This is a genomic window from Alkalibacterium putridalgicola (assembly GCF_040959045.1).
In the GTDB taxonomy this organism is placed as follows: domain Bacteria; phylum Bacillota; class Bacilli; order Lactobacillales; family Carnobacteriaceae_A; genus Alkalibacterium; species Alkalibacterium putridalgicola.
Map to the genome: position 1 here is coordinate 1,343,206 of NZ_CP162615.1, position 21,757 is coordinate 1,364,962.

General features: G+C 40.3%; 19 protein-coding genes and 1 riboswitch. Of the genes, 17 read left to right on the forward strand and 2 right to left on the reverse strand.

The features are described 5' to 3' along the window. The first annotated feature begins 22 nt into the window (after positions 1 to 22). The 8 genes from AB4027_RS06325 to AB4027_RS06360 all read left to right on the forward strand — a co-directional run bounded on the left by AB4027_RS06325 (position 23) and on the right by AB4027_RS06360 (position 8,088). Positions 23 to 2,086, forward strand: a complete 2,064-nt coding sequence (locus AB4027_RS06325) for a DEAD/DEAH box helicase family protein (protein ID WP_368644720.1) — start codon at positions 23 to 25, stop codon at positions 2,084 to 2,086. Beyond that, complete coding sequence (locus AB4027_RS06330) at positions 2,079 to 2,267, forward strand: hypothetical protein (protein ID WP_368644721.1); 189 nt, start codon at positions 2,079 to 2,081, stop codon at positions 2,265 to 2,267. Before AB4027_RS06325 ends, AB4027_RS06330 begins: the two co-directional genes overlap by 8 nt. Further along, entirely contained in the window at positions 2,254 to 4,278 is a 2,025-nt protein-coding gene (locus tag AB4027_RS06335; protein ID WP_368644722.1) for an AAA family ATPase, read from the forward strand. The genes AB4027_RS06330 and AB4027_RS06335 overlap by 14 nt, the downstream gene beginning before the upstream one ends. A 1-nt stretch (position 4,279) precedes the next feature. Then, complete coding sequence (locus AB4027_RS06340; RefSeq protein WP_368644723.1) at positions 4,280 to 4,846, forward strand: hypothetical protein; 567 nt, start codon at positions 4,280 to 4,282, stop codon at positions 4,844 to 4,846. Then, a complete protein-coding gene (locus tag AB4027_RS06345; protein WP_368644724.1) occupies positions 4,846 to 5,610 on the forward strand; it encodes a hypothetical protein in 765 nt (254 codons plus the stop codon). Before AB4027_RS06340 ends, AB4027_RS06345 begins: the two co-directional genes overlap by 1 nt. A gap of 121 nt (positions 5,611 to 5,731) precedes the next feature. Continuing rightward, the gene (locus AB4027_RS06350; protein ID WP_368644725.1) at positions 5,732 to 6,040 is read left to right on the forward strand and encodes a DUF3784 domain-containing protein; all 309 of its coding nucleotides are present in this window, start codon (positions 5,732 to 5,734) and stop codon (positions 6,038 to 6,040) included. Positions 6,041 to 6,144: 104 nt separating this feature from the next. After that, a complete protein-coding gene (locus AB4027_RS06355; RefSeq protein ID WP_368644726.1) occupies positions 6,145 to 6,480 on the forward strand; it encodes an ArsR/SmtB family transcription factor in 336 nt (111 codons plus the stop codon). A gap of 168 nt (positions 6,481 to 6,648) precedes the next feature. Next, positions 6,649 to 8,088 (forward strand): phosphatidylserine/phosphatidylglycerophosphate/cardiolipin synthase family protein, encoded by a 1,440-nt coding sequence (locus tag AB4027_RS06360; RefSeq protein WP_368644727.1) that lies wholly within the window; start codon positions 6,649 to 6,651, stop codon positions 8,086 to 8,088. 61 nt (positions 8,089 to 8,149) lie between these two features. Here the strand turns inward: AB4027_RS06360 and AB4027_RS06365 are convergent, their stop codons facing one another. Continuing rightward, entirely contained in the window at positions 8,150 to 9,406 is a 1,257-nt protein-coding gene (locus AB4027_RS06365; RefSeq protein WP_368644728.1) for a class 1 isoprenoid biosynthesis enzyme, read from the reverse strand. Between the two features lie 771 nt (positions 9,407 to 10,177). Between AB4027_RS06365 and AB4027_RS06370 the strand changes: the two genes are divergently transcribed. After that, positions 10,178 to 10,402, forward strand: a complete 225-nt coding sequence (locus AB4027_RS06370) for a DUF6718 family protein (protein WP_091487512.1) — start codon at positions 10,178 to 10,180, stop codon at positions 10,400 to 10,402. 183 nt (positions 10,403 to 10,585) lie between these two features. On the opposite strand, the gene AB4027_RS06375 is transcribed toward AB4027_RS06370, so the two are convergent. Further along, positions 10,586 to 12,100 carry a PucR family transcriptional regulator gene (locus AB4027_RS06375; RefSeq protein ID WP_368644729.1) on the reverse strand — a complete coding sequence of 505 codons (1,515 nt, stop codon included), beginning with the start codon at positions 12,098 to 12,100 and terminating at the stop codon, positions 10,586 to 10,588. A 248-nt stretch (positions 12,101 to 12,348) separates the two neighbouring features. Here AB4027_RS06375 and AB4027_RS06380 point away from each other — a divergent pair, with 248 nt between their 5' ends. From AB4027_RS06380 to AB4027_RS06415, 8 genes are all read left to right on the forward strand, one after another. After that, entirely contained in the window at positions 12,349 to 13,545 is a 1,197-nt protein-coding gene (locus AB4027_RS06380) for a PLP-dependent aspartate aminotransferase family protein (protein WP_368644730.1), read from the forward strand. Positions 13,546 to 13,648: 103 nt separating this feature from the next. Continuing rightward, positions 13,649 to 14,851, forward strand: coding sequence for a M20 family metallopeptidase (locus tag AB4027_RS06385; RefSeq protein WP_368644731.1), 1,203 nt, complete (start codon positions 13,649 to 13,651; stop codon positions 14,849 to 14,851). A 49-nt stretch (positions 14,852 to 14,900) separates the two neighbouring features. Then, positions 14,901 to 16,073 (forward strand): M24 family metallopeptidase, encoded by a 1,173-nt coding sequence (locus AB4027_RS06390; RefSeq protein WP_368644732.1) that lies wholly within the window; start codon positions 14,901 to 14,903, stop codon positions 16,071 to 16,073. A gap of 223 nt (positions 16,074 to 16,296) precedes the next feature. Then, a complete protein-coding gene (locus tag AB4027_RS06395; RefSeq protein WP_368644733.1) occupies positions 16,297 to 17,427 on the forward strand; it encodes a hypothetical protein in 1,131 nt (376 codons plus the stop codon). A 111-nt stretch (positions 17,428 to 17,538) separates the two neighbouring features. Then, positions 17,539 to 18,756, forward strand: coding sequence for an acetate/propionate family kinase (locus AB4027_RS06400; RefSeq protein WP_368644734.1), 1,218 nt, complete (start codon positions 17,539 to 17,541; stop codon positions 18,754 to 18,756). Between the two features lie 15 nt (positions 18,757 to 18,771). Next, complete coding sequence (locus AB4027_RS06405; protein WP_368644735.1) at positions 18,772 to 19,158, forward strand: Rid family detoxifying hydrolase; 387 nt, start codon at positions 18,772 to 18,774, stop codon at positions 19,156 to 19,158. Between the two features lie 33 nt (positions 19,159 to 19,191). Beyond that, positions 19,192 to 20,052, forward strand: a complete 861-nt coding sequence (locus tag AB4027_RS06410; RefSeq protein WP_368644736.1) for a pyridoxamine kinase — start codon at positions 19,192 to 19,194, stop codon at positions 20,050 to 20,052. 177 nt (positions 20,053 to 20,229) lie between these two features. Further along, positions 20,230 to 20,334, forward strand: a riboswitch (SAM riboswitch). Positions 20,335 to 20,408: 74 nt separating this feature from the next. Then, entirely contained in the window at positions 20,409 to 20,648 is a 240-nt protein-coding gene (locus tag AB4027_RS06415) for a hypothetical protein (protein WP_368644737.1), read from the forward strand. Positions 20,649 to 21,757: the final 1,109 nt, after the last annotated feature.

Sequence of the window (21,757 nt, forward strand, 5' to 3'; positions counted from 1 at the left end):
AATAATAAGGGAGTATTGAAAAATGAGTTTAAATAGTATCGAATGGGAACCTATGTATTCATCCGACGATGGAAGTATCATACGTGATTTTTATAAACCAGCAATACTGAATTCTACTACTTATAAGCGAATAACAGGATATTTTTCAGCAGAATTTCTTAATATACTTGCTGATGAGATTAAATCTTCTACATTAAATAATAAAATTAAAATAAGTATCCTTTGTTCGCCAAATATGAAAAGTGAAGATAAAGAAAAGATAGCTAAAGGATATAAAATTCGCGACCTAATGGAAAAACAAATTATTACTGAAATCGAGAATTTTTCTGAAGATAATGATGCTATTCCTTTTGTTACTAAATTAATAGCAGAAAATACTTTGGATATAAAATTTGTTTACTTAAAAAATAAAAGTGGCCTATTTCATGACAAAAAGGGTGTATTCATCGATAAAGATAATTATAAAATTGCCTTTACTGGGTCTAATAACGAAACCTATAGTGCAATATACAACAATTATGAATCACTAACCGTCTTAACTCAATCCGATAATTATAAACACGTAGAGGTAATTGAAAATAACTTCGATTTGATTTGGAACAATGAATTAAATGAGTTAGAAGTTCTAAACGTTTCAGATAAGATTATTGAGAAACTCAAACAGAAATCCAATAGAATCAAAGAAAATACTGAAATCGATTCTTTTACTAAAATCAACATTGCATCAGTTTACAATTTGCATGATTACCAAGAAGAGGCTGTAGAAAAGTGGAAGGAAAATAATTTTAAAGGATTACTCGAAATGGCAACTGGAACCGGAAAAACTATTACATCTTTAGCTTGTAACCAAAAGCTAGCTGACACTACTAAAAAATTAGTTACAGTAATAGTTGTTCCTCAAATTGAGCTTTTATATCAGTGGGAAAAAGACTTATTGGATGGTGGCACTACTGGAATTATATGTTCTTCGGATAATAAACATTGGGAAAGGAAACTTAATAGCAAGTTAAGAATGTTAAAAAGGAAAAAAACAGGATATCTAACTGCTATTGTAACTCGAGATACTTTTATTGGAAAAAAATTCCAAGATTTAATTAGTAACTCCAATGATTTTTCCACACTATTAATAGCCGATGAAGTTCACAGTTTTGGTTCAACTACTACACGTAATATTTATGATAACCTTATGGAAAAATTCCCTTACAGACTCGGTGTAAGTGCAACCCCATTTAGAAAATCAGATTCCGAGAGTAAACAACTAATTAGTTTTTTTGACAAAGTAGTATTTTCTTATAGCTTAAAGGAAGCTATAAGAAATGGCTTCTTAAATGAGTATGTATATAAACCAGTTTTGTTGTACTTCGATCAAGAAACTTTGTATGAATACAGAAAGTCAGTTAACAATAATTTAGAACTTATAAAAAAGAACGATGCCATCGCTATACAAACGATCGAAAGATTAACTTCATCAATAGCTAATTCATCTACTGCTAAAGTGGAGGAATTGATCAATCACATTGATAATAATGGTAAAGATAAGCAATCAATTATTTATTGTGCCCCGGGTGTTTATAATGATGGGCAAAACAAATTTGATCAAAAACATATAGAATACACCGCGAACAAACTCAGTGAAGAGGAACTTTCCTTTCGAATAATAAGAAGTGGTGTAGAGAGTGAAGACAGAAAAAAAATACTATCTCAATTTAAAGAAAAACAGTTAAATTCATTATTAGCTATAAAATGTTTAGATCAAGGTATTAATCTTCCTGAGGTTGCAATTGCCTATATATTATCAAGTACCGATTCCGAAACGGAGTTTATACAAAGAAGAGGGAGAATTTTGAGAACATTTGAGGGTAAACCAACCTCAGTAATATATGATTTTGTAATGTTACCTCAAGATTTTAGAAGTCTTTTATTCTCACCTGAAGAAGCAGATGGTTATTTTGTCTCTAGAGAGTTGAGAAGAATGAAATCATACAATAGTGCAGCTTCAAATAATAATGAAAATAGAGAGTTAATTGAAGATATTGAAGAAGCGTATAAAGAAGTTATTGAAATGGAGGATAATGAAAATGCTTGAAGATAGCCATAAATTTACATTACTTAAATATGTTTTAAGTCAGGAAAAAGAAACTTACAAATTGAATCCAACACCGACCGCTAAAGAAATTAACGAGAATGAAAATAAATATAGAAGAAAGGTAAATGAAATTGTTAAAGAAATAGCAGAAAAAGAGGGATTAGATTATGAAAATTCATAAATTAACATTGCATAACTTTAGGCAATTCAAAGATTTTACTATAGATTTTTCAACGGATGTAAACAAAAACGTAACTGTTATTTTAGCTAGAAATTCAACAGGAAAAACTACACTAATGCAATCTGTTAACTGGTGCCTTTACGGAGAAGACGAAACTGAACTTGAGAATAAAAATAGCATGCTTAATCAGGCGGTACAAAAATATAGCACTAAAGAGAAAGAAAGTTATTGGGTAGAGGTTCAAGTCTTCGAAGACGATGTATTATACAAAGTTAGAAGGACAAAGGTTGTATTCACTAAAAATCATCGATACAGCGATGAGTATCAAACGTTAGAGTATAAGAACGATCTAGGTGAAACAATTATAATAAATAGTTCTGATGGACTAGAAGAAGAAAAGAAAATAAACAGAATGATTAATAATATTTTAACTAAGGAAATGTCTAAGTACTTTTTGTTTGATGGAGAACGTATAAATAATTTAGGAAGTAACAATACAAAGTCTAGAAAAGATATTCAGAAGGCCATAAGTGCAATTAGTGGAATGCCTATATTAGAAAATGCAATCTCTTCGTTAAAAAAAATAGAAAGGTCCTATAGGAATGATTTAACTGATTCAACTAACGATGCCGACTTATCAAGATTAAATAATAAAAGAAACACTTTAGAAATTAGTATAGAGAAAGTTGAGAACGAAATTACAAATCTTGAAACTAAATTGAATGAACAAAACTCTGAAAAAGATAATCTGGATGAAAGTCTTAGTCATTATGATAAAATCGACTTATTGATAAAAGAACGAAAAAAATTAGAAACAAATGTTGACTCTTTAAATAAATCGAACCCTGAACTTCAGGGTTCGATATTAAAAAATATAAAAGATCACAGAAGAAAAACTTTTATTTTTCAATTAAATAGAAAATACAAGAACTTAACCTTCAACGAATCTTATAGGGAAAAAACTATTCCTAATATGCAAGCTGATTCAATTGATACGATTATAAATCGAGGGGTATGCATATGTGGTGAAGAGTTAACTGAAAATCATATTCTTCACTTGAAAGAGCAACGTGATTATCAACCACCTATTTCAAATGCACAGTTAATAAAGGATTTTAACAGAAATGTTGACTACTTATCTAAAGGTATCAATGAATCTTATGATAATCTATTAGATCAGATTGGGTATTATTATAACCAAGTAGATACTCTTGAAACTTACAATGAAAAAATTGAGGAGCTTAACACTCGAATAGGTAATGCAGATTCCGAAGAAATAAAAAAGAAAAATGATCGTAGAAAAGTATTAAAAAATAGTATAGCAAGAGATTTAGAAGAGTTGGGCAAACAGAAAGAAAAACTAAATTTTTATACTAAACAATTGGAAGATATTATACAAGACTATAATATCAAAAGTAAACTAAAAGGTTTAAATGATGTAAAAAAACTCAAAGTAGACTTAGTTAATCAAAGTATCAAGTTTTTAGAAGAAAAAAATAATAGCGACAAGCTCGAAAGAAAAAGAAATATTCAAAATAAAGCTAATAAACATTTAAATGAGATTATATATAAGAACAAAACCATAAATCTCAACAATAAATTTGAATATACAGTTAGAGAAGAAAATAATCAGGTGGCGTCTCCCTCTGAGGGAGAACGAGTTTCAATAAGTATTTCCTTAATCCTAGCTATAATTGATGCTCATAAAGAAAGATTTAATAATAGTACCGCTAACGAATTAAGTACAGAAGTTGACAAGAAATTTTCAATTCTTATGGATGCCGCTTTTGCCACTCTAGATGAACAGTTTTCATCTAGAATATCAAAAAAATTACCAGAATCTATTGAACAAGTTATATTATTTAGTACTTTGAGGCAGTACGAGGGACCTGTTAAGAAAAGTTTACAACCTTATTTAGGTAAATTGTATAAATTAACTATTCCTACAGGTGAAAATGAAAACCAGTTAACCAATAACGAACTTACTGCATTAACCATAGGAGGTAAATAATTTGTCTATAATAAATACAGATATAATCATTAGAGGAAAACATGCTTCTATCGTTAATTATCTAATTGATAACAACGTTTATAAAGAAGGTTATGAAGTTTTTATAGACGCATGTCTGTTAGGTATCTATCACGGAACAAGGAGTCAAATGGATACTTCATCCAATGATAAAGTTGAAATATCGAGAACAATTTGGGGTAAACGAGCGGATCTAGAAAATTCATTATTTGTCTTCCTTCAACATGAGAAGGTACTAAAAAATCAACCAATTGAAACCGCTGAAGTTTTTAATATGAGTCTAAATTCTATAGATACTAGGGAACTGTTACAAGAGTTAAAGGAATACGCTTATTACGGTATTGAATTATTAAATAAAGACTATACGGGTTTAGATAGTGGATTTAGTATAGATAATCTAATACAATATGCGGAAGATAATTTACTTGAAACAGAAGAAGATATTAAGTTGAATGTAGATCAACATTTAAGTGAAATTAAAACTGACATTGATGATCAAGAAGAAGTAGAATCGATATTAAATTCTGTAAATAATATAGGAGGGTCATAATGGAATCTTCAAATGATTTAAATTGGGATGAATTCCTTAACGTCAATTTAATGAGTTTGGATGATGAAAGAAATACATCTGCTCAAGTATCTAGTTATATGTTGAAAAATAATAATAATATTAATATTGATGTGTCAGCAGAACCATTGAATGAAGAGATCTTTTTTATATATAGTTTTGATAAGCTCAAACATAATACTAAATTTGTAGAAAATTGGATTACTAGAATTGAACAAACTAATTCGAGATCAATCTATCCTGGCGAGCATTTTCCTGATATAGAAAATATAAATGAATTTATTTTTTTAGTATATGAATTGTCTAGCCTACCATTGAACTTATTAAGTAAGAGTTATTTTACTGATGAATGGTTGATTACAAGTTTAAATCACTTTGAAGAATCCACTTTTGATTTAATTGATGCTTTAACTTATTTCGGTATTGTACATTATAAAGAAGAAGATTATGATAATAAATATTTTTTTAGTGATATATTTAAAAAAATGGCAAACGAAAATCCTGAAGATAAATATCTAGAAATAATAAAAATAATATGTATGTCTAAGACTTGCAAAGAATTATTAACGATTCAAAATTATACAAATTTCGATAATATGACAAAGTCTATTATGATTGATAAACTATTGAAGGATCCAAATATCATCGAAAATAGAAAAACACATAAACAGATAAACAAAATTATAAATAATTTTCGGAATTGGTTCTTAGATATTAATAAAATATTATCATTAAAAATATCATAATTAGTTTCTCTACGCATCAGACTTAATTTCTTATATCGTAAATTCACATCTTATGGCATTCTGCTAGCATTAAATCTACACTTTGAGTTCTACATGAAACCACCTAGAAAGAAGGAAAACCATGCTGACATACCTTTTCATGGGTATCGTGTTGCTGGCGATCGGCTTTGCTGTACATGTCCTGAAGTGGAACATACTGATCGCTTATTATAATACGAAGCCTAATGCAAAAAAGAACAATAAAAATACGGAAAGCTACCGAAAGATCCTGGGTTATTATGGATACATCACGGGGGGGATTTTCCTTCTTCTGGCCTTGTTGGAATACATGGGAATCAGTGTTCCTCCCACACCAGTCACTGCCATTTTTATCGTATGGACGATGATCGTCATGTATTTTGCACAGAAAGACGATGAGGATGAAAAGTAAATCACCGTAACGGTTTGGAAATGGAAGGTATGCAAGTGTATCAGCTGACCTAGATTTATAAATCACACTAAAGATAAAGTGACCTTTGAATGGAGACGAGACGAATGACTTATGAAAATTACGCACAAATAGCCAAGGCCTTATCCGATCCGAAACGTGTCAAAATCCTTGATATGCTGTCCTGCGGTTCGATGTGTGCCTGCGGTATACTGGAGCACTTCGACTTTACTCAGCCGACACTCTCGCATCATATCAAAGCTTTGACGCAAGCTGGTCTGGTCACTGTCCGAAAAGAGGGGACATGGAACCACTATTCGATCAGCCAAGACACAGCCAGCCAGTTTCTTAAACAGACGGAGCATTACCTCTCACATACTGAAGACTGTGTATGCAGGGACACGACGACTGACGACAAAACGTGTAAGTCATGTGCTGGGTAAATATCTAATCACTTTAAAGAAACAGGAGCTGGACGATCACTCTAACATAGAGGGCGTACAGCTCCTGTTTTTTCATCTCTCAAGTAGAATCACTATTTTTTATCGTTACAATAATAAATGTTATACTAAAGTTACTAATGAACACTTTGAAAGGACCGGAGAGGGTTGATGAACATGTTAAAAAAGATAGCTAAAGGTGGGTTGATCGGTCTCGGTGCTTATTTAGGGTATGCTTTTTTCACTTCTAATGTCCTGCTTCACTATAAGAAACCGAAAAGCAGAGAAGAACTGGAAGAAAAGGGTTTGCCGTATTATTATGGTGACGATGAAGACGAGGGTCCGGACAAGGCCGCATTCTTTGATACCCAGGATATCCTGCTGACACTGCACCTGAACCTGATTGAGTCCGCAAAGAAAACAATAAAATTTGCCAACTTTTCCATCGAAGACGGTGCCGCCAGTGATTTGTTCTACGGTAAACTGTTGAAAGCCGCAGACAGAGGGGTTGAAGTCTATATCCTGTTTGATGGCAAAGGGCATAACCTGTTTGGGATCAGTAATGGCAAATACTGGGCACTGATGGCTCATCCGAATGTCAATCTGGCGTTTTATGAAGAGTTTGACTGGCTGCGTCCCTGGACATGGCAAAATCGGATGCATGACAAGTACATGATCATCGATGAATGTTATGTTTTAACCGGTGGCGTCAATCTGGAAGATGCGTTCTTTGTCAAAGATAATGAAGAAGCAGTTTACGACCGCGATGTGGTGATCATCAATAAAGACCCCGATCGCTATGACGAAAGTGTCGTGAAGCAGTATACAGAGTACTTTGAATCCATGTGGTTCCATCCGTATACAAGTGTCAGACCGAGTCATATCATGAACAGATATGAGAAGCTTGCAAATGAGACCTATGAAAAACTGGTATCGACCGTTAAAGAAGCCGAAAAAAACAATCAATACGGTGCTGGCAGAACGATCGACTGGGAAGAGCACATGTACCCGACTCGCAAGGTGAGTCTGGTCACAAATGGAATCCAGCGCTGGAAAAAAGATCCGCATATCCTGGCAACGCTTGGAAGACTGTTTGATGAAGCCGAAAACAGTGTGATCTTCCAAAGTCCCTATGTCGTACCAAGTGAAGAGATGAGAGAATACATCTCGCTGAAGCATACGACCGCCAAGATTTTCTTCATCACTAACTCGATGGCTGTGTCGACTAACTTTCCTGCCATCGCCGGTCAGCGTAAGTATTTAAGAGAATTGAGTAATGACACCACGCAATTTTATCATTTTCAGGGGAAAGGCTACATTCACGCGAAAGCCTATATGTTCGACCGCCGTTTGAGTTTAGTGGGGTCCTTTAACTTTGACCCGCGCAGTTCGTTCTTAAGTCAGGAAAATCTGGTTGTTATAGACAGTCCGGAACTGTCAACGGCACTGGAAGAGAGTCTTAAAGATATCGCCCGAAACAGTGTCCCGTACAACGACTACGCCGAACAACTTGTTGAGGATACGGCAGAGAACGTTCCGACACCCTGGTATAAAAAATTCATTTTGGGATTGGCTTATATTATTTTCCACCCACTGGAGAGTCTACTGTAATCTGATGATCTGAAAAACTTTAAAACGGACAGGAAGAGCTTCTCTTCCTGTCCGTTTTTGTCTATTCATTCTTAAAAATTTCACTCAGTCTATTTTCCAGTTCTTTATAAAACGTCAAACGGACATGTGAAAAAGTCTCCAGTTCTTTATAAAGGGACCGTGTCACGATCTCCGGACTTTTTCCGACCGCTTCCATCACCATCAAAAGAGTACACTGGCTGATCACGTCTTTCATACGAGAGAAAGGAACAGACTCCTCTGGATCTCTCTTATTTACAGTAAAGATATACGTGATCAACCGTCGGATTTCCTGGTCAACTGCTGCCTTATCCTTTTTTGAACTGAAGAGAGTCTGACTTCCCACTTCTTCATCCGTTTCTTTATCCTGTAGGTCATCCAGCAGCTGGAGAAAGGCCCCATAGTGAAAGGCAAAAGCCATCTCATCACTTGTGAGTGTTCCTTTGACCAAATAGGCATCAGCAAGAACTGAGGTACCTCCTTTAAAAAAACTGATCGTCCTTATTTCCTCTTGGTCTAAAGACATCCCATTGCTTTGAAGTAGACTTTTGACTTGTCCTTCATGAATAAGCTGGATACTTTCAGTCACGAGGGGAAAGCGGGTCGGCGGAAAATGTGTGCTGATGTGTTCGACTAACGTGAAGATCCTTTGTTCCGCTTTATCGTTAGATGAAAGACGCTCACCGGCCAGTGCTTTGCCCAGACGCTGGTTGAAGTCGTCTTTAGTCTCGGGACTGATCATGGGATTATCCAGTAAATTATCGGTATAAGGATAAAGCATGCTGTAGGCATATATCGGCGGCGTCAGTTCAAGAGGAAGATTCCAGCATAACTGAAGGCTGTTCATGATCCAGACATTACGAAGAGCCTGAAACACTTCCTCGTGACTTAACTGGCCATCTTCTTTGCTGGCTTTAAAGATAAAGGCTTCAGCGACATCCAGATAACCCTGATCGATAAAGTGAGTCAGGAAGGGCCGCTCGAACAAAAGGTATTCCGCATCGATCGCGTGCATGGTCCCTGTAACGAGAACCTTCAATGCATTCAATGTTGAAGCAGACAATTCTGAAGGAGCATCCCTATGCTCCTTTATTTCAGGAAGATACGGTTCGATGTCATCCAAAAGCTTATTGATCAGCTTCTTAAGACGCCGCTCATTCCAGAGCTTTTTCCATAAAGGAACCGTTTTGAATCTGTCGGCAGGGAAGGGTCTTTCTTTAGTGTATTCACCCACAGCCGAAGCCATCAGTTCGTCTATGGGAATGGTATTGTTTGTATGTAGATGGAGTGCATCGATCAAGATAAGGACCTCCTTGTGCCAGGTTTAGTCTAATTATAACGCTAAGTTTGGATAAATAGTATAGAAAGCGACTGTAGCATAGAAGTTAACGGATCTCGACACGAGAACTAGCACTCTAATATCTTTATGGTCCATGAAACCGGAACTCAGAAGAGGAATACGTTTTGAATTACCGTTATGTGTCTTCATATCCGTATCTCGGTGGGGCAATCGCGCCCCAGTTCAGGTTATACGTCTCTATTACCGGAACTCGGCAAGACTGTCATGCGCCAGTTCCTATTATATACCCCTATAGCCGCAACTCAGTAAGACGACCACGCGTCAGTTAATGATATACATCGTTATAACCGATACTCAGCAAGAAGATCACCCATCAGTTCCAGTTATACGCCTCTATAACCGCATCTCACCAATACACTCACACTCGAGTTCCTGTTATATGCGCGTATAGCCCATACTCATCGGATAACAAGCCAGTGACTTCCTGAAATAGACGTCTATTCCCTTAACTAAAAAGCCAACTGAACACTGAGTCTTTGAAATACAGAACTTTTTCCTCAGATAGTTTTCATATCGAGAAGGGTAGAGATCCATAAACGTGCTTCAAACTGATTTTATTCATCATTTTGTTTATAAGTGTATGGATTAACCAAACAGAATAGCGTAAAATACAAATGTTGACATCTTTTGTACGTTGTTAACATGTATAGACCTTAACTAACTAAAGAAATAGTATATATCATTATCTACATAGAGAAAGGAAACTGAATTATGGCCTATGTTATAGCCAAAAAACACGGAAGAAACGGGTCCGTTGCTTATACATATGATTCAGCTGACATACAACTGATCAGCGACCTGGAACAGGAATACTTGAATCGCGATATTGATATCTTCATCACTTCCGAGATATGCAATAAAAAAGAATTTTTGCCCGTATTCAATGTGGGACATTTTGAATTGTTTATCGAATCGATCAAAAAAGTCCTGAAGTAAACGAATACTGACGCGCCAGTATATGTAAGCACTTCTGTAGAAAAAGCAAAAGCTGATCCTTGTCAGTTAAAACACGATGATCCTATTCCGCCACACAGGAGTATAGGATCATCGTGTTTTTCTTTATATACCTGTGCACTCGTTTACTTAACTATATGCGAGTGGCTCTTTGAAAACCGGCATTCACTGAAACTTGCCCAGGAGCCTCAGATAATATTGAAGTATAAATAAATCATCGGCGTTACTCAGAGACAATGTAGTCAGTTCTTCGAATTTAGCTAACCGGTAAAGGAGGGACTGTCTGTGGATACTTAATTCACGTGACGTTTCACTGGTATTCAAATTCGTTTTGATATACACGATCACTGTCTGGATGAGGTCCATGCCATTTTCGTTATAGCGGTCATTCTGTATGATCACATCCAAAAGGGCATAGGCTTGTTCGCGCACTTTATGGCGTGGCGTCATCTGGTTGATCAGGCTGGTGATACGGCTTTGCCTGAAGTCCAGACGCGAGATGTTCAAGTCCAGTGCTTGTTCCAGAGCGATTTTTGCTTTCCGGTATTGTTCGGGGAAGGCATTTTTTTCTGACGTGCGTTCCGCAATGCCCCAGTGATATCTGAATGAGGGATCCATTTCTGAAAGGACCTTTTCGATCTCGTCAAGGAGGGCCGTCGTATTCAGTTCCGGCTGATTTTCCAGAAACAGAATAAATCTATCGTTTTTGAAACTGATCATAGCCTGAATGTTTTTCTCCTGCAGCAGACCGATGATTTTCTTTTCGACCTTTGTTATCGTCAGCGAACTATAATTTTCCGCAGCATGATCGACTGAATGAATCTTCAGAAGCACACAGAAGTAGAGCGCATCCATGTTGAAACCAAGTTGAACGCCTTGATTCACTATCTCCGGTGTCGTGTCTTTTTCGATAGCCAGTTTCCAGATATAATCATTTTTGAGTTTCAGCCCTGTTATATTGATGACTTCCTCTTTTTCAAACCAGAGGGACAGGGGGACATTGATATAATGGTTCAGAAGGTCGATGTCGACTGGCTCTTCATCTGTATGGGGAGATTCAGCAATATATAAATAGCCATACAAGGTGCTGTTTACTTTTATTTCTATTTCATGAAAGGCTTCTGCATCGTCAAAAATGTAGCGCCCTTTTTCATTTTTGTGCTTATCCGTAATTTTAATGGAATGACCGGTCGACACGGCAACGCGTTCGGCTACATGTTCCAGCGATTCATCCATAAAATAAAGCTGAAGCAGTTTTTCCTGCAGCTTGATGCATGTGGATTCGTTATGTAAGTCCTTTGCTTTCAGTTCCTTTGTCACAGCCTCGATGACATCAGAAAAACGCACGTTCCAGGGGATCTCTATTAGCGGGAGCTGGTGCGCATTCGCCAAGTCGATGACGTCCGGGCTGAGTTCGTTCTGTGAACCGGGTTTGAAAGAGAAGATGAGGGCTGCAGCCTTTGCCTGATAGACATCTTGTATGAATCGGGTCAGTTCAGCCGTATCGTCCAGGGCGGCCGCTGTCGAGATAACGATCTCGTTCTCACGTACAAAGCCTTCTACAGGAGGTTCCTGGACAGAGATATAATCAACCTTTACTTCTGAAAAATCTTCTGGTTCATTGATTACCGTGGCGTCTTTCAGGATGTCCATATCCATGATATCTTTAAGAGTTAACATTTTTTCCTCCTACAATGTGTAGTACAAACCGATTGATAATTCCTTCACTATTGTACGTTGATGAAGCGTTACCGTTAGTATATCATAAGGTTAATCAAAGAAACAAAGAGAAAAGAAAGCAGATGATAATGAACGAATCAAATTTTTTCATCAAAAGATGTAAGCGGAAACAATACTGACCTATCGATTTCGACAAATTGATAAACCATCACTACAAATTAAAAAATACGAAAATGGAGGAATAGAAAATGGGAATGAATACAGACTTGTTACATTCAGCACAAAAACACGCGGTGGTAGAAGGAAGCTACAAGCCATCAGCCATGACTCACGTGAGCCCGATCTATCAAACATCCACATACATACTGAAGGATTTTGATAGTGCTGTCCACTTGAACCAGAACGTGGACGAAGGGTATGTCTACACTCGCTTTGGCGGACCTAACGCTGACGAACTGGAAAAAAGAATGGCAGTCCTTGAAAAAGGCGACGCTGGACTGGCCGTTGCTTCAGGTATGGGCGCTATCTCCATCGCTGTCATGAGTTCACTGAAAGCCGGCGACCATGCTGTCATCGGTGATGTTATCTACGGCTGCAGCTACACCTTGTTCGCACAAGTTCTGAACAACTACGGGATCGAGATCACTCGAGTCGATACAACTGATCCGCAGAACATCAAAGACGCCATCAAGGAAAACACGAAAGTCGTCTACGTGGAAACACCTGCGAACCCAACGCTCAAGATCACAGACATTAGAGCTGTCGCTGACATCGTAGAAGAACACGAAGGTATGACATTGATCGTTGACTCAACGTTCGCTTCACCTTATCTGCAGAACCCACTGACACTCGGGGCACACCTGGTCGTTCACTCAGCAACGAAATTCCTGGCTGGACATGGTTCCGTTACAGCTGGTGTGATCGTCGGCGACAAGAAACGCATCGACCGCTGCCGCATGCCATATCTGCAGACGCTTGGCTCAGTCATCGACCCGTTCGGTGCATGGCAGGTCACACAAGGGATGAAGACTTTGGGCATCCGCATGGAACGCACGTGTCAGAACGCAATGAAGGTCGCTGAATACCTGGAGAAACATCCAAAGATCACGAACGTTTATTACCCAGGACTTGAAAGCCACCCGACACACGAGATCGCCAAAAAGCAAATGAACGGCGGCTTCGGCGGCTTGATGAGTTTCGACTTGGACGGCGGCATGGATTCAGTCCGTACCGTGATGAACAACATGAAAGTCTTCAGTCTGGCCACAAGTTTAGGCAACGTCGACTCGCTGATCCAGCACTCACCATCCATGAGTCACTTCGACATGTCGCCTGAAGAAAGAGAAGCATCAAGCATCTACGACGGACAGATCAGAATCTCTGTGGGTATCGAAGATGTGGAAGACTTGATCGAAGACCTGGAACAGTCACTGGCCCTTATCTAACACAAACTAAAAAATAAATAAACTGCTGACCTGACCCTGCGTGTCAAGATTTACGGCATGCAGGCAGGCTCCAGTTAAAGGATATGACAGGAGGATAAAATCTATGGCTCAAAATGTATTGGATTTAACTGTTTTAGAAGAAGAGATCTTGTCTCACCATGATGAACTGATCGAACTGCGTCGTGACTTTCACCGTCACCCGGAACTGGGGACGAAAGAGTTCCGCACCTCTGAAATCGTCGAGAAATACCTGAATGACCTGGGTATCCCGACTCAGCGCATGTTCAATACCGGTGTCGTTGGCTTGATCGAAGGACCGAAGCCCGGCAAAACGATTTTACTGCGCGGAGATATGGATGCGCTTCCAGTAACGGAAGAGACTGATCTGCCATTCAAATCAGAGAACCCTGGTGTGATGCATGCTTGTGGTCACGACGGTCATACGTCTATGCTGATGATCGCAGCCAAAGTCCTGAAGAATCACCAAAGCGAACTGAAAGGTAACGTGAAACTCGTCTTCCAGCCAAACGAAGAAGAAGAAGGAGCCAAGTTCATGGTCGAAGAGGGCGTCCTTGAAAACCCTAAAGTCGACGCTTCCTTCGGTGTCCATCTCTGGTCGCAGGTGGAAAGCGGCAAGATCGGCATCCAGTCCGGACCGGTCATGGCAGAAATGTTTATCTTCAAGCTGATCTTGAAAGGTCGCGGCGGACATACGTCAGCTCCTCACGAAGCCAAAGATCCCGTGCCGTGTGCAGCGAACATCATCACGTCAGCACAAACCTTGCAGACACGTGAGATCTCCGTTCTTGATCCAACTGTTATTGCTTTCGGCAAAGTGGTTTCTGATGGGTCATATAATGCCCTAGCCAACACAGTAACAATGGAAGGCACGCTGCGTTACTTGTACGACGGCGACGATGATACGCCTCAGCATCCACGAAAACGGTTCAGACGTCTGATCGACGGAATCTGTGCGGCCCATGATATCGACTACGACATCGAGATCGTGCCAAGCAGCTATTCAGTCATCAATGATGAAGACAGTGTGGCCTTCTTGAAAGAGCGCGTGCTGCCTAACTTCACCACAGCGGACCAGATCCAGCCTTACTTCTGTCTTGCCGGAGAAGACTTCTCCGAATTCATCAACCGCAACAACGTACCCGGTGCGTTCGTCTTTATCGGTACGGGTGATGAAAGCAAAGGGACCACGTATCCGCATCATGCACCAAACTTTGACATCGATGAAGATACACTGATCACCGGCGTGAAGTTCCATGTCCATTCAGCCCTGGAGTTCTTGAAATAATCTACAGCCTTAAACTATAAAAAATACAATTTTAAAGGAGTGCAATACAATGACAATGTTTCCAAGAGAAGAATTCATGACCCGTTTAGACAAAGTGAAAAAGAGCATGAAAGAGAAAGATATCGATGTCCTTTTGATCACTGACCCAGCAAACATGTGCTATCTGACTGGCCACAATGCCTGGTCATTCTACGTCCATCAGATGGTTCTGGTCGACGTGAACGAAGAAATGCCTTACTTCATCGGACGATACATGGATGCTTTCAGCGGCGTCGTGAAAACGACTTACTTAGACGAAGCGCATGTCCGTGCTTACAGCGATGATCACGTACAGAGCTTGACCAAGCACCCAATGGACTATGTCGCTAAAGTGGTTAAAGAACTCGGCTTAGACAAGAAAAACATCGGTCTAGAGATGGACAACTATTACTTCACAGCCAAAGCTTACGAGCAGCTGCAAAAAGGCCTGCCGGATGCCAACTTCAAAAACGGCGACTTGATCGTCAACTGGGTCCGCATCGTGAAATCACCAGCAGAAATCAAACTGATGAAACGTGCCGGCAAGATCGTTGAAAAAGCCATGCAGGCAACGATCGACACCATGGCTGCCGGAGTGCGTGAAAACGACGTCGTTGCGGCTATCTACAACGCACAAATCAAAGGAACAGAAGAGTTCGGCGGCGACTATACAGCGATCGTGCCGATGCTTCCTGAAGGCGAAACAGCCGGTGCACCGCACTTGACCTGGTCTGACAAGAAATATCCGGACAACACTGTTGTAGCGGTCGAGATCGCAGGTGCACACCAGCGTTATCACTCACCACTTGCGCGTACGATCGCTATCGGCGAACCAAGCGAAGAAGTGAAGCGAACAGCTGACATCACGATCGAAGGACTGAACGCTGCTTTGGAACAGTTCAAGCCTGGCAACACAGCAGAAATGGTCGAAGCGGCCTGGAACAAAGTGCTCAAGAAACACGGCTTCCATAAAGAGTCACGCATCGGCTATTCAATGGGCCTCAACTTCCCGCCTGACTGGGGCGAGCATACTGCCAGCCTGCGTCCTGGAGACAAAACTATCTTTGAGCCTGGCATGACGTTCCACTGTATTCCAGGTATGTACTTGGACAACTTCGGCGTATCGATCAGTGAATCGGTCGTTATCACGGAAGACGGCTATGAAACATTGGCTAACTTCCCACGTAAATTGTTCACTGTTTAAACAAATTGTGTAGACTGCAAAGGAGTACCCGAATCCGACTCGCTGCACCGTCAGATATCTCTTATTAAAAACAGCATACGCCCTTTGCGGTACCGTCATCCTGCAAACGGGCGTGTTTTTAATAAAGTATTCAGTCCATCTGTCTACTTTAAAGGGATCGCTGATGACAGGAAACGCAAGGTCACTTATTTTGAACTTAATCATATTTAAAGGAGCTATTATTATGAAAGAAAAAAATAGAAGTGTACGACCGTCCTTTGTTTTAGCTATGACAGGTGCAATGATCGCTTATTATATCGGGGCGTCGACAGGGACTGGCCAGGAATTCTTCCAGTCGTACGGGACGCACGGCATCATGGGCATCCTGGGGGTCGTGATCAACCAGATCTCGATCGCAGCACTTGCCTTTGTCGTTATCTTTGTCGCCAAGAAACACAAACTATCAGAACCTAAAGACGTCTTTATCTGGTTCTTAGGAAAGTATGTCGGGACAGCGGTCTATTACTACACGGCAGCTTTTGTCTTTTTCACACTGCTCCAGCTCATCTCGGGAACGGGTTCGATAGTGAATCAGTTCTATGGTCTGCCATATATCGTCGGGTCGACCGGGCTTGTCCTTCTGCTGATCATGTCTGTCCTTGTCGGGTTCAAGAAGATGATCGATATCATCAGTAAAATTGCACCGTTTATTCTTATCGCAATGATCCTGGTATTCGTCATCAGCCTGATCGATCCGGTTGACGGTATCGCCGGCGGTTCAGAACTTATCCTGGCAAATCAGGATGTCTTCAGAACCAGTGATTCCTGGCTCGTCTCAACGGTCCTGCATCACTCTTATCTGATTTTATTCCTAGTTCCTTACTTTGTCAGCACGTATACTGTTGATCCAGATGCGTCCAACCGTGAAACCGTGACCTGGCTGGCCGCTGCCTTTATCATTCTGGCACTGCTCACAGGCTTAATGATCACTTCTCAGGTCGCCAACATCAGTTTAGTTATCGGAGCTGCTGCACCGAACGTGAGCGTCGCAATGGCACACACACCAAGACTGGCTGTTGCTTTAGTCGCCATGATCGTGGCTGCTTCTTATACAACAACAGCACCGATCGCTCTGATCGCAGCGGACTACTTTGCCGAGCGCGGCACAACGCGTTACAAGATCACCGGTATCCTCATTATTCTGCTTGCCTTTGGTATCAGCTTCCTGGGATCTTACGCTCAAATCATCAATGTACTGATGTCTGTTTCCGGACGTATCGGCTTAGGCGTGTATGCTGTGGCCATCGCCTACCGACTTTATAAGCTGGTCGTGACTTCTAGAAAAAAGCAAGTCAAACTAGTTAAAAAAGCTTAAGGTAAGTCATCACGGTTAGATAAATACGTTTAAGCCAGAAGAGGAATGAACCTTTTATCTTTCTCTCTGGCTTATTCCTATTCAATGCCAACTTAATAAGGAGATCATCATATGAAAAAAATACTATCGGTCAATGCAGGGAGTTCCAGTCTGAAATTTCAGCTCTTTAAAATGCCAAACGAAAAGGTCATTGCCAAAGGACTGATCGAACGGATAGGCTTGAGTCATTCGATCATTTCTATCGCTTATCATGCCGACGGGGAAGAAAAAAACTTTAAACAGACGAAAGATATCGCCAATCACGAGGAAGCCGTGGATCTCCTGTTCAAGCTGTTTTATATCTTGTCGATAGTTAATGACAGCAGCGAGATCAAAGGGGTAGGGCATAGAGTGGCATCAGGTGGGGAACTGTTCCCGGATTCTGTAGTGATCACTGAAGACGTCATCGATCAGATCGACTCGCTGGGTTATCTGGCTCCTTTGCATAACCCGGCTCAGGCAAAAGTCATCCGTTCATTCAAAGACGTGCTGCCTGCAACGCTCATGGTCGCTGTGTTCGATACGTCCTTTCATGCCACGCTGCCTTCAGAGAACTATCTCTACAGTATCCCTTATGAATACTATGAGAAATACGGCGTGCGTAAATATGGTTTTCACGGAACGAGTCACAGTTATGTCGCCAAACGTGCGGCAGAGCTCCTAAACAGACCGATAGAGGATCTGAAGATCGTGACGTGTCATCTTGGAAACGGTGCCTCGGTCGCTGCTGTTGAAGGCGGACGTTCGGTCGATACATCGATGGGTTTCACGCCCCTTGCCGGTCTGACGATGGGGACACGGTCCGGAGATGTGGATCCGTCTATCCTGCCATTCCTGATGGAAAAACTTGGACTTGATGAGGTCGATGACATGATCGCTATCCTCAACAACAAATCCGGCCTTTTAGGCTTGTCCGGTATTTCAAGTGATATGCGCGATATCGAAACGGCTGCAGTATCCGGCAACGTCCGGGCCAAACTGGCATTAGAGATATTCGTCAACCGCGTTCAGAAATATATCGGAAGCTATATGGCTGAAATGAACGGGGCAGATGCGGTCGTCTTTACCGCAGGGATAGGGGAGAACTCGTCGAGCATCCGACAGGCGATCGTCAGTGGACTGTCCTGGTTCGGCATGGAGATAGACGAGCAGAGGAATGACACGCGTAAAGAAGCGATCATCTCGAAAAAAGGGGCAAAAGTCGCTGTCTTGAATGTGCCGACAAATGAAGAAATCGAAATCGCACGACAGGTGGAACGCTTAGGCGAAGGAGTAAAAATATCAAACTAAAAAGGGGTTTTTAAAATGAAAAGACTATCTGCAGAAAATGGACCAAAAGCCATTGGGGCGTATTCTATCGCAACACAAGTGAAAGACATGATCTACACTTCAGGACAGCTGGGCATGGATCCCAGCACGGGTTCACTCGTTGATGAAACGATCGAGAGCCAGACCGAACAGGCCTTGAAAAACATCAAAGCAATCCTGGAAGAAAACAGCAGCAGTATGAATAGAATCATCAAAACTACTGTCCTTTTAAAAGACATCAGCGATTTCAAAGCCTTCAACGCCGTCTATGCCGGCTTCTTTGAAGAAGGGGAGTATCCGTCAAGAACCGCCTTCGAAGTGGGGGCTTTACCACTGGATGCCCGAATCGAAATAGAGGTCATCGCCTTAACGAATGAAGGTTAACGGTCACTGACTTTAAAAAAGGAGTGGAAACATATGAGTGAACAGGTATTAGTGATCAACGACTTGCCCGGCGTCGCAAAGGTTGCCGGCATGTCCAATCTGCCTATCTTAGAAGCAGCTCAGTTCGAAGTCGCCTTGCTGCCGACCTTGCTGCTGTCGACGCATACCTTGGGTTATCCCGGTATCGTGAAGCACTATTTGAATGAATCCTTTGATGCGATACTGGCTCACTGGAAAGATCTGGATATCCAATTCAAAGGGACACTGACCGGTTACTTTGCGGACAGCAGGCAGATAACCACGGTGATCGATTACCTGGACTCTGTGGATCGTGCCATGCCGGTCATCATCGATCCGATCATGGCTGATTTCGGCAAACTGTATGCAGGCTTCAGTGAAGATTTTCCTGAGAAATTCCGCAAGCTTGTTAAGTACGCCGACATTATCGTTCCCAACTTAACTGAAGCCTGTCTGATCACCGATTACCCGTATTCAGACGACTTGGGACCGGAGGATTATCCAAAGATCGCTCAAAAGCTATGTGACTTAGGGGCAAAAAATGTGGTGTTGACGAGCGTTTATCAAAACAGAGACAAGCGCGAAGGAGAGACAGGGTATTATATTTACTCCGAGGACAGCAAACCTTTTTACCATATGCACGAAAAAGAGGATGTGTGGTTCAAAGGCGTCGGTGACATTTCAGTCAGTTTCATCACCGCTTATTATCTGCTGGGTTACTCAGTCAAAGAAGCGGTCATTAAAAGCTCGGATTATATCGAAAAATCACTGCGACACAGCACGACCGTCGAGCGTGATCCAAAGCTTGGCATTTATTTCGAACCGATCATTCCAGAATTCTCAAACGAGATCGATGAGATACGCCGCAGTCTTTAATAAAGCTTCACCCTGTACCATTCAGTTTATCAGCATCTCTTGAACTGGATAGAGGTGAGGGAGGAGGGGGGAGAAGAGGAGACTCTTCTCTTTTTCTATTTCTGACAGCATGTCTGACAGGACTTAAACGTTGACAAATAAGCGTTTATACGGTATCTTATAGCTAATCACATAAACACCTTATCAAGAGCAAGCGGAGGGAATTGGCCCTGTGAAGCTTCAGCAGCAGACCGTAACCGGCACTGTGCTAAATCCAACAAGAGAAATCTTGAAAGATGAGTCCAACGCCTTCAGGCACGACTTTATTTCAAGTGGTGCTTTTTTTGTGATTTAAATTGAGAAAAGGAGTTGGTAACATGTTTTTAGATGAAAGAATAAACCATGTGCATTATGCTTTGGACCGTCGTGAAGCGCTTTTGAGGTCGAAAATTGACCGACGTTTTCCAGTATCGATTTTTGTCGTTTACAGACGGGTTTCTAAAGTTGAAGAAATGCGTGACGAATTGGACCAGATTAAGGATGCTTTGATAAGTGACCGTGATGACGCACTGGAACGCTTGGATAAAGTCGAAGAAACTCTTTTTGGCGCGCTGTGATTACTATTCGAGTACTGTATCAGTATAGACAGCTGAAATCGTCATAGAATGCACGTGAAACCATCTCAACGACTAAGTTTATAGCTAATCGTCGTCGAGATGGTTTTTATTTTGGGATCACTGATCGACTGATTGAACTGATTGAAATGATTCATTGATCTGATAAAGGATTTATTGATGGATTGACCATTTCAGCAGATATTCTGGTCTAAAACATTAAATAATGACTGGAATCAATTTTTTAAAAAATACAGTGAGATTCAGAAAATACGAAGAATAAAAATATCTGGAATAAAATCAGATCGGCAGCAAAGAAAGCCTCAAAAAAATTCAACTTTACTGATCGAGCAGAATATATGATAGATTTCTTGTAAGTCTCAGGCCGGTGACAGCGCTTCGGATTTATTTCTCTTTTAAGTTGAGTTAACGACAATAAATAACACATAAATCCATGATTAATCCATGATTTATCTTAAGTAAAGAAATTTATAGGAAAATAAAGCAATAAATAGGGGATTAATTCAATTTTTAACGTATCTTGACGGCTGGTTTCATTTTCTTTATTTTAGTTTACATAATATATATTATACCAAGTAGATTATATGAGATAAGCCTCTCTCGGGATCATTATAGATCAAATTCAAGTCTCTCTTGATTCCGTTCTGAATTGAATTCAATTCAACCTGATTTACAGCTGTTTTATTTAATAATTATGTATGATTTAGTTTTTTCTGTCTATCGTATCATTTCAAACTGCTGATTTTATTTTTATAATTTTCTATCGTAATAATTTCCATCTGTCGCGTTTGTCTCGCTTTGCATGACTTCGGATTCAATTCCATCATTTCAGCAAGCTTTACAAGCTGATTTCAGTTCGATCCACGTATGATTAGCCATCAGCGTTTCATAGAATCGTCCTGAATATCTGCGCTGATCCGTATTTTTCTAAATGATCTATTATTTGCTGCTCGTGCTGGACAAAGTCAAAACTTTGAATTTTCTTCTATTTTACATCATACACACTCTTGATCATCTGCTTTCAGATTATGATTTGTTTATTCATCTGGCTGTCTATGTTGGCTTCACTGTTTAAAAGTTGATTTACAGTT